Below are 7,540 nucleotides of genomic sequence, written 5' to 3'. Positions count from 1 at the left end.
GAACTTTCGTTAGGATATCCATTTCGCTTGCCTATTTGATACACGTTAAAATACTTTTTTAAGCGGTACCTTCGTAAGGTGGATTTTGAAATTTGTAATAGGGTTGTTACTTGATGTTCTTCCATTAAAATGGAATCGCTGAATTGGATAATATTATTTTTCCAATCTTGTTCTAATTCATCTATTTTTTTGATAATAGAATTGAACCATTGAACCGAAAATATAGTTTTATCGTTCATAATTTTTTGTTTTTAAATTGATTCTTGAAAATCGAGGGGATTAATGTTGTACACGTCGCAGAACTCTCTTAGACTTAACATGTCGTCTTTTGATTTACCTACTTTATGTTTGGCTTTTTGTAATAAGCGAAGACTTTGCCTGTAACTTCTTCCAGTGGCATTTTGTATGTCTTTCGCATAAATGATCATTCGTTTCTTTTTTTTCATATTTCATCTTTTTAGTTGTCGAATTAAATTAAGTAGAACTATATAGCTTGCTGTTCCTGATGGTTTTATTTGTTTAGTTTTTTTAGAAAATGATCTATTTTTCTAAAAATCATTGTTGTTGTATGACAAAAAGGGATAAAAATGTTTTTTATTGATTATAAATGACATCTGGTTTATGGTGACTTGTTTTATATGGAAATAGATTAGAATTTTATGAAAAGTTTATGCAGAGGTGACTTATAGATGAGGATTATGAGATGAGTAATGTGGAGATAGGCGACAGATAAAATGACTAACAACTATAAAAAATAGAAGATGGATTTAGTTTTAAAAAGAAAGTATTTACCTGACGGAACCAATGGACAGCTTTGGTTACAGCAACAACTGATTTGCATGACAATTGAGTTACCATGGAAGAACAATTTTAAACGCAAATCATGTATTCCAGAAGGTAAATATCCACTAAAGAAGCGATTTAGTAAACGTTTTGGGTGGCATGTATGGATTGATTTGGTTCCGAATCGATCGTTGATTTTGTTTCATCCAGCGAATGATGCGCTAAAGGAGCTGAATGGATGTATAGCTCCAGTTACTTCTCTGCAAGGAGAAGGAAAAGGTATTGACTCTCGTAAAGCATTTGAACGACTGAAAACAATCGTTTATGAGTATTTACAGAGAGGTGAACAGGTATTTTTACATATTAAAAAATAAACGTTATGAATATAGTAGAACGTTTGCAATTGCCAACCCCTAAGTTATTTCAACGTATTCGTACAATAGGATTAGTCGCTGCTAGTATTGGTGGTGTATTGATTGCCGCTCCTGTTGTATTGCCAGCACTATTGGTGCAATTAGGTGGATATTTGGTTGTGACGGGAGGTGTTTTAACAGCTGTAAGTCAATTAACTGTTGACCATGATGTTGTTGATGAATCCGATGCCGCCTCACGATCACACGAAGTTTAGTGTGATTTGTGGTGCTATGTGCGGTATGTATGCGAGTATACAATGGCAGGATATTATTTCGACAATTTTACTTTCGCTCGTAGGGGCATTAAGTAGTTTTTGTCTCTCGTTGTTGTTGCAAAAATTGAAGAATGAAAATTTTATGTAATTGTTAAAGGCTACCCAGTAGATGGGTAGTTTTTTTGTTGTGTAAAAGTAGATGTGAGATGTAAAATGTTAGAATTGAGATATTAGTATTGAGAGGGTTGTTGTACAGATTAGATGTTAGATATGAGGATTGAGATTTTAGAGTCGTAAAATGTAAAAAGTATTTGAGATGTAATCTGTCAAACTGAATTCATTTCAGTTTCTCACCCAATGGATTGAAACTAGTCTGTCGTTTTTGAAATTCGTTGATATAAGTGAATTTGAGTATTAATAACAAAAAAGCGTACAACGTAGAACGTTAACCATAAACCGTAATAAAAAACAAAACCTCAATAGAACAATCTATTGAGGTTTCTTAGCAGAGAGTGAGGGGGTATTTCATGTTCCTTAGAAAAGAAAGTAATTCTAAGAAAACTCTACATACTTCGCATCTATTATTTTTTGTTTTTCCTTTCAGTCTTATGAAAATGAAATTTTCAACAACTTCAGAAAAGCAAAAAACCCAACAGATTACTCTATTGGGTTTTATTAGCGGAGAGTGAGGGATTCGAACCCCCGGAGGTGTGACCCTCAACAGTTTTCAAGACTGCCGCATTCGACCACTCTGCCAACTCTCCAATAACGCAGTGTATTGCGGTATTGCGAGTGCAAATATAGAACGCTTTTTCGTTTTTCCAAACTCTGAAATCAATTATTTTTAAAATAATTTTTAACAAAATGATTCTCAATAGAATATTTTTTATTCTTTTTTTTGAAAATAGTCATTTATATCTTTGTTGTAATTAATTTTAGTCATGATTAGAAGAATTGAAGAAGTAGATTTTGCGAGATTGAGAGACATTTGGGAAAGTTCGGTTAGTAACACACACCATTTTTTAGCAGAAGAAGATTTTGAATATTATAGAGAAAATTTACCTAATTATTTTCCGCATGTAGCCTTATTTGGTTACGAAATCGGAAATCAATTGGTAGGATTTGTAGGTGTTGCAGCACAAAATCTTGAAATGTTATTTATTCACAATGATTTTCGAAGAAAAGGAGTAGGGAAGGCTTTGTTGGATTTTTCTATTCAGGAATTGAATGTGAAATCGGTTGATGTGAATGAACAAAATCAGCAAGCGATTGATTTTTATTTAAGCCAAGGTTTTAAGGTTACTTCTCGTTCTGAAAAAGATAACGAGGGAAAAGCTTATCCTATTTTGCATTTGAGTTTATAATTTCGGGAGAGAAGCTTAACTTTGTCGCATATTTTTTAGCCATGCATTCATTAACAGAATTATCATCAACTCAAAAGAATCGCATTCGATTCGCTGTTTCACTCTTCTTTTTTTCGCAAGGTTTAGCTTTTTCGTCTTGGGCAAGTCGCATTCCGACGATTAAATCAGATTTAGGAATTTCAGAAGGTCAATTGGGAACATTACTTTTATTGATGCCAATTGGGCAATTGTGTACAATGGCACTTTCAGGAAAATTAGTCGCGAAATTTGGAAGTAAAAATGTCTTACGAATTGTCGTTTTAATTTATCCTTTAATACTTTGTTGTATAGGTTTGGCTCAAAATTTTTATCAATTAGGTGCTGTCTTATTTTTCTTTGGAGTAATAGGAAACATGTGCAATATTTCGGTGAATACGCAAGGAGTTGAAGTCGAAAAAATATATGGAAAATCGATTATGTCCTCTTTTCATGGTGCGTGGAGTATAGCTGGTTTTACAGGTGCTTTGATTGGTTTATTGATGATGAATTTGCATGTGAATACATTTTATCATTTTGTATTTATTTATGGCTTAATTATTTTGAGCTGGTTCATTAATAAAAAATATTTAGTCGATTCTACACCAGCTCCAGCGAAGGAAAAGAAATCTATTTTTTCAAAACCAGATACTGTTTTGGTTCAACTAGGAATTATAGGTTTTTTGAGCATGGCAACAGAAGGTGCGATGTTCGATTGGAGTGGTGTTTATTTCCAAGATATCGTAAAAGCACCTCAAAATTTGGTTGTCGTTGGTTATGCTTCTTTTATGGTAATGATGGCAACAGGACGTTTCGTTGGTGATTATTTTATCAGTAAATATGGAAAACAACGCGTGATGCAAATTAGTGGAATTTTGATGTTTTCTGGTTTGATGCTTTCAGTATTTTTTCCTCAATTTATTGTGTGTACAATTGCATTTATGATGGTTGGATTGGGTGTTGCGTGTAATGTTCCGACAGTTTATAGTGTAGCGGGAAAAAACAAAAATGTAAATCCAGGCGTTGCATTGGCAATGGTTTCGAGTATCTCTTTTTTAGGATTTTTAATGGGACCACCACTGATTGGTTATATTGCTGAAGCTTTTGATTTGAGATATTCTTATGCGTTATTTGCTTGCTTTGGATTGATTATGGTTTTTATGGTTGGTAGAATGAAAATCTTTAAAAACATTAATAACTAATTTATAGCTTTTCAAAAAAAAAGTAATGATTAACTTGTAAGAAGTATACATAATTATAAATTTGCCTTTTTAATTATTATGAAACAAATATGTTTCGAATTTTAGTAAACAATAAGTTTTTTAACGTAATCCTTTCAATATCGTACACATTAGCTATTATAGCATTATTGGTAATGTTTGGATTTGGATTTCCTGTTGAGTATAAACTTTATATAAGCATTTTTTTTATCATTCTACTATCTGTCGGAATTTTAAGAACAATACTTAAATATGTTTATTTTAAAGAAAAAATTATTCCGCGAGTCATCATTTTTGATATAGTAAGTATACTATTTATTCTTTATTGCATTAAAATGCAAATAACCGATTATAGTTGGTTTTTTGTCAGCAAATATTTGCAATTTGCTATTGTTTTAAAATTAGTAAGAGAAATTGCTACACCTAACCTTAATTTCAAACGTTCTGTAATTACTCCTCCCCAATTATTTATTTTCAGTTTTTTTATTTTAGTTTTTGGAGGAGCTTGTTTACTTATGTTGCCAAAAGCAACATATCATCCAATTTCTTTTCTAGACGCACTATTTACAGCGACGAGCGCAGTTTGTGTAACAGGATTAACTTCTGTTGATACTTATATAACTTATACGCCTGTTGGTCATTTTATTTTAATGTTATTAATACAAGCAGGAGGTTTAGGTATTTTGACATTTGCTGGATATATTGCTTATTTTTTCAAAGGAAATAGTTCTTATGAGAATCAAATAGCATTAGGAAGTATTGCAAACAACGATTCTTTGAGTGAAGTTTTTTCTTTTGTAAAAAGGATTATCTATTTAACTTTTGGTATCGAATTCGTAGGAGCTGTATTAATTTATATTTCAATTGCACCTTATAATATTAGTATTGTTGACAAATTATTTTTTAGTATTTTTCATTCAGTTTCGGCTTTTTGTAATGCAGGTTTTTCTACATTGCCAAATGGATTAATGAACAAAGGTTTTGTTCACAATTATGGATTTCAATCTGTTCTAATCACATTGATATTCTTAGGAGGAATAGGTTTTCCTATCTTGATTAATATTCTACGTTATACAGATTATTTAATCAGAAAATTAATTTCAAAAATTCTCCATAATAAAAATAATCGTAAGAATTGGGTTTTTACATTAAGTTCTAAAGTTAATTTAATCACCTCATTAACAATACTAATTATTTCTACAATCATATTATTCTTCGAAGAATATTATTCTACATTAGGACAACATCAAGGTTTCGGAAAGTTTATTTCAGCTTTATTTATCGCCATAACGCCTCGTACAGCAGGTTTTAATAATATAGATTTTTCTCACTTACAATTCTCTTCCATACTTTTGGTTATTTTGTTAATGTGGATTGGTGCTTCACCAGCATCAACAGGAGGAGGAATTAAAACGAGTACTTTTGCAATTGCAATTCTTAATTTTATTAATATTGCACGCGGAAAAAATAAAATCGAAATTTACAAAAGAGAATTAAGCCCTATCAATGTACAAAAAGCTTTTGCTACAATGACCTTATCTTTTTTAGTCATTGGAATAGGAATATTTTTAATAACAAAATTTGATAATCATTTACATCTTATTGATGTTGCATTCGAAGCTTTTTCAGCTTATTCTACTGTTGGTTTATCATTAAATTTAACACCTACATTATCAGATCCAAGTAAAATTGTTGTCATTACAATGATGTTTATTGGTCGTGTTTCAATGATTACAATTTTGATGGCTTTTTTTAAGAAAACTGTTTCATCTAATTATCGTTATCCATCAGATGATATTTTAATTTAAAAGAAAATTATGAAAATAATAATTATAGGTTTAGGAAATTTCGGCGCGGCGCTTGGTAAGAAAATGGTAAAGCTTGGTCACGAAATTATCGGTGTTGACAATAATATTCAACGTGTTGAAGCTTTGAAAGATAAGTTATCCTATACCATTTGTTTAGATGCAACAGATGAATTATCAATTAATAAATTACCACTAAATAATACAGATATTGTAATTGTAAGTATTGGGGAAAATGAAGGTGCCAATATTATGGCTACTGCTATTTTTAAAAATAAAAATGTAAAACGTTTGATTAGTCGTTCTATCAATTCTTTACACGAAAATGTTTTGCAAGCAATTGGAGTTACAGAAATTATTCGACCCGAAGCTGAATCTGCAGAACGTTGGACAAAAAAACTAAATGTGAAAGGAGTTGTAGATTCTTTTGAATTAAACAAAGAGTTTAGCATTATAGAGGTTGTAACACCAAATGAATTGGTTGGAAAAACATTTGATGAAATCCAATTCAAAAAGCAACATAATATTTTGGTAATGACAATTATTAAAAACAAAGAAGAAGCTAGTTTTTTAGGTCAATATAAAATTGTTCCAGAAGTACAAGGTTTTCCTACATCAAATACAGTAATTACAAAAGATGATGTATTGGTAATCTATGGAGCAAATCAAGAAATTTATAAATTCTTAAAGAAATTTAATATTCAATAATCTTATTCTTAAACTCTAATACATGTGGTTTATGGAATTTTAAGTAAAAAATAATTCCCATAAAATAACAGACAACATCTAATATATCTGCTGTATAATTCGAAGAAAATTTTGGCATAATAAATTCTAATAAAAGACTCAAAACAAAAGCAGTAATTACCAAATAACTTGTTGGATAAACATAAACTTGATTGTTGTATTTAATTTTCGAAATGATATAACTTCCTAAGTGCGTCATAGCAGGTACCGCAAAAATATCAGTTAAATAATGGTTGAGATACTCAATTTCTATGGAATAAATTCGGGTAAGTTTGATAAAAATCCAACTCAGAATATAAAAACTAAAATAAGTATCAAACAATTTCATTTTTTAGACAACAACAAGTATTATTAACACACAAAAAGCCCCAAGAATCATCAAAAATAGGAAGAAAGCATCGTCTATTAATTTTTGAGAGGCACTTCGTTTATCTTTTTTTTCTTTCATATGCTAACTTTGTGACAAAAGTATTTAATTCATCTCGAATTGCATAAGATGAATGTCATTGTAAAGTTTTTAAAATTGGATAGATTGAATCTTTAAAATATTTTCATAACTTTAAAACAGTAAATGATTGATAATGAAAATACTTTTATTCTTTCTTTTTCCAATTGCTCTTTTTGCGCAAGAAGTTGCTCAGAATGATAATCTTAAAAATAAATTGTTGATGAATTTTGCTCAACAATCTGGTTATTTTGATTTTAAGTATTCGCAAGATTTATCGCTTGAAAAGAATAATGAATTAATCTTGGATAATGTGAAGAATTATATTAATCAGCCAACAAGTATTTCTCCTTTAAAACCTGTTGTAGAAAGAATTTCTTACGAATATGATGATTCAAAAACATACGGACAAAACTTATTTAGAAGTACTGTACACGAATTGTTTTTTAGTAAACCACTGAAATTAGGTAAATAAAAAAAGCCCAATCCTTGAATTGAGCTTTAAAATACTATAAAAATATATAAAAATTCTG

9 protein-coding genes and 1 tRNA gene are annotated in these 7,540 nt (G+C 30.2%); 7 read left to right on the top strand and 3 right to left on the bottom strand.

What is annotated here, in order from left to right; translation table 11 throughout:
- Positions 1 to 239 (bottom strand): hypothetical protein (locus tag B3578_RS05215; protein WP_291047171.1); only part of this gene is annotated, 239 nt, incomplete at its 3' end.
- A gap of 522 nt (positions 240 to 761) precedes the next feature.
- On the opposite strand from B3578_RS05215, the gene B3578_RS05210 reads away from it, so the two are divergent.
- Positions 762 to 1,157, top strand: coding sequence for a DUF5675 family protein (locus B3578_RS05210; protein WP_291047170.1), 396 nt, complete (start codon positions 762 to 764; stop codon positions 1,155 to 1,157).
- A gap of 29 nt (positions 1,158 to 1,186) precedes the next feature.
- Positions 1,187 to 1,411: a hypothetical protein gene (locus B3578_RS05205; protein WP_286495829.1), complete on the top strand. Its 225-nt coding sequence runs from the start codon at positions 1,187 to 1,189 to the stop codon at positions 1,409 to 1,411.
- A 679-nt stretch (positions 1,412 to 2,090) separates the two neighbouring features.
- On the opposite strand, the gene B3578_RS05200 is transcribed toward B3578_RS05205, so the two are convergent.
- Positions 2,091 to 2,175, bottom strand: a tRNA-Ser gene (locus tag B3578_RS05200).
- Positions 2,176 to 2,352: 177 nt separating this feature from the next.
- On the opposite strand from B3578_RS05200, the gene B3578_RS05195 reads away from it, so the two are divergent.
- The 4 genes from B3578_RS05195 to B3578_RS05180 all read left to right on the top strand — a co-directional run bounded on the left by B3578_RS05195 (position 2,353) and on the right by B3578_RS05180 (position 6,523).
- Positions 2,353 to 2,775, top strand: a complete 423-nt coding sequence (locus B3578_RS05195) for a GNAT family N-acetyltransferase (protein ID WP_180906030.1) — start codon at positions 2,353 to 2,355, stop codon at positions 2,773 to 2,775.
- A 41-nt stretch (positions 2,776 to 2,816) separates the two neighbouring features.
- Positions 2,817 to 3,992, top strand: a complete 1,176-nt coding sequence (locus B3578_RS05190; protein WP_291047169.1) for an MFS transporter — start codon at positions 2,817 to 2,819, stop codon at positions 3,990 to 3,992.
- A gap of 353 nt (positions 3,993 to 4,345) precedes the next feature.
- On the top strand, positions 4,346 to 5,818 hold the full coding sequence (locus B3578_RS05185; RefSeq protein WP_244958011.1) for a TrkH family potassium uptake protein: 1,473 nt from the start codon (positions 4,346 to 4,348) through the stop codon (positions 5,816 to 5,818).
- A gap of 9 nt (positions 5,819 to 5,827) precedes the next feature.
- The gene (locus B3578_RS05180; RefSeq protein ID WP_135836030.1) at positions 5,828 to 6,523 is read left to right on the top strand and encodes a potassium channel family protein; all 696 of its coding nucleotides are present in this window, start codon (positions 5,828 to 5,830) and stop codon (positions 6,521 to 6,523) included.
- Here B3578_RS05180 and B3578_RS05175 read toward each other — a convergent pair.
- On the bottom strand, positions 6,510 to 6,890 hold the full coding sequence (locus B3578_RS05175; RefSeq protein ID WP_180906033.1) for a hypothetical protein: 381 nt from the start codon (positions 6,888 to 6,890) through the stop codon (positions 6,510 to 6,512). The two genes, B3578_RS05180 and B3578_RS05175, sit on opposite strands and share 14 nt — an antisense overlap.
- 253 nt (positions 6,891 to 7,143) lie before the next feature.
- Between B3578_RS05175 and B3578_RS05170 the strand changes: the two genes are divergently transcribed.
- Positions 7,144 to 7,482, top strand: coding sequence for a hypothetical protein (locus B3578_RS05170; protein WP_180906034.1), 339 nt, complete (start codon positions 7,144 to 7,146; stop codon positions 7,480 to 7,482).
- The last annotated feature ends 58 nt before the right edge of the window (positions 7,483 to 7,540 follow it).

It is taken from the genome of Empedobacter sp. UBA1574, assembly GCF_002322895.1.
Classification (GTDB): Bacteria; Bacteroidota; Bacteroidia; order Flavobacteriales; family Weeksellaceae; genus Empedobacter; species Empedobacter falsenii_B.
This window is presented reverse-complemented; position numbering and strand designations above follow the sequence as displayed.

Bases quoted from the DNA above. Each gene is read 5' to 3' on its own strand.
- B3578_RS05180 (WP_135836030.1), top strand. From the start codon at position 5,828: ATGAAAATAATAATTATAGGTTTAGGAAATTTCGGCGCGGCGCTTGGT.
- B3578_RS05190 (WP_291047169.1), top strand. From the start codon at position 2,817: ATGCATTCATTAACAGAATTATCATCAACTCAAAAGAATCGCATTCGA.
- B3578_RS05210 (WP_291047170.1), top strand. From the start codon at position 762: ATGGATTTAGTTTTAAAAAGAAAGTATTTACCTGACGGAACCAATGGA.
- B3578_RS05170 (WP_180906034.1), top strand. From the start codon at position 7,144: ATGAAAATACTTTTATTCTTTCTTTTTCCAATTGCTCTTTTTGCGCAA.
- B3578_RS05185 (WP_244958011.1), top strand. From the start codon at position 4,346: ATGCAAATAACCGATTATAGTTGGTTTTTTGTCAGCAAATATTTGCAA.
- B3578_RS05195 (WP_180906030.1), top strand. From the start codon at position 2,353: ATGATTAGAAGAATTGAAGAAGTAGATTTTGCGAGATTGAGAGACATT.
- B3578_RS05175 (WP_180906033.1), bottom strand. From the start codon at position 6,890: ATGAAATTGTTTGATACTTATTTTAGTTTTTATATTCTGAGTTGGATT.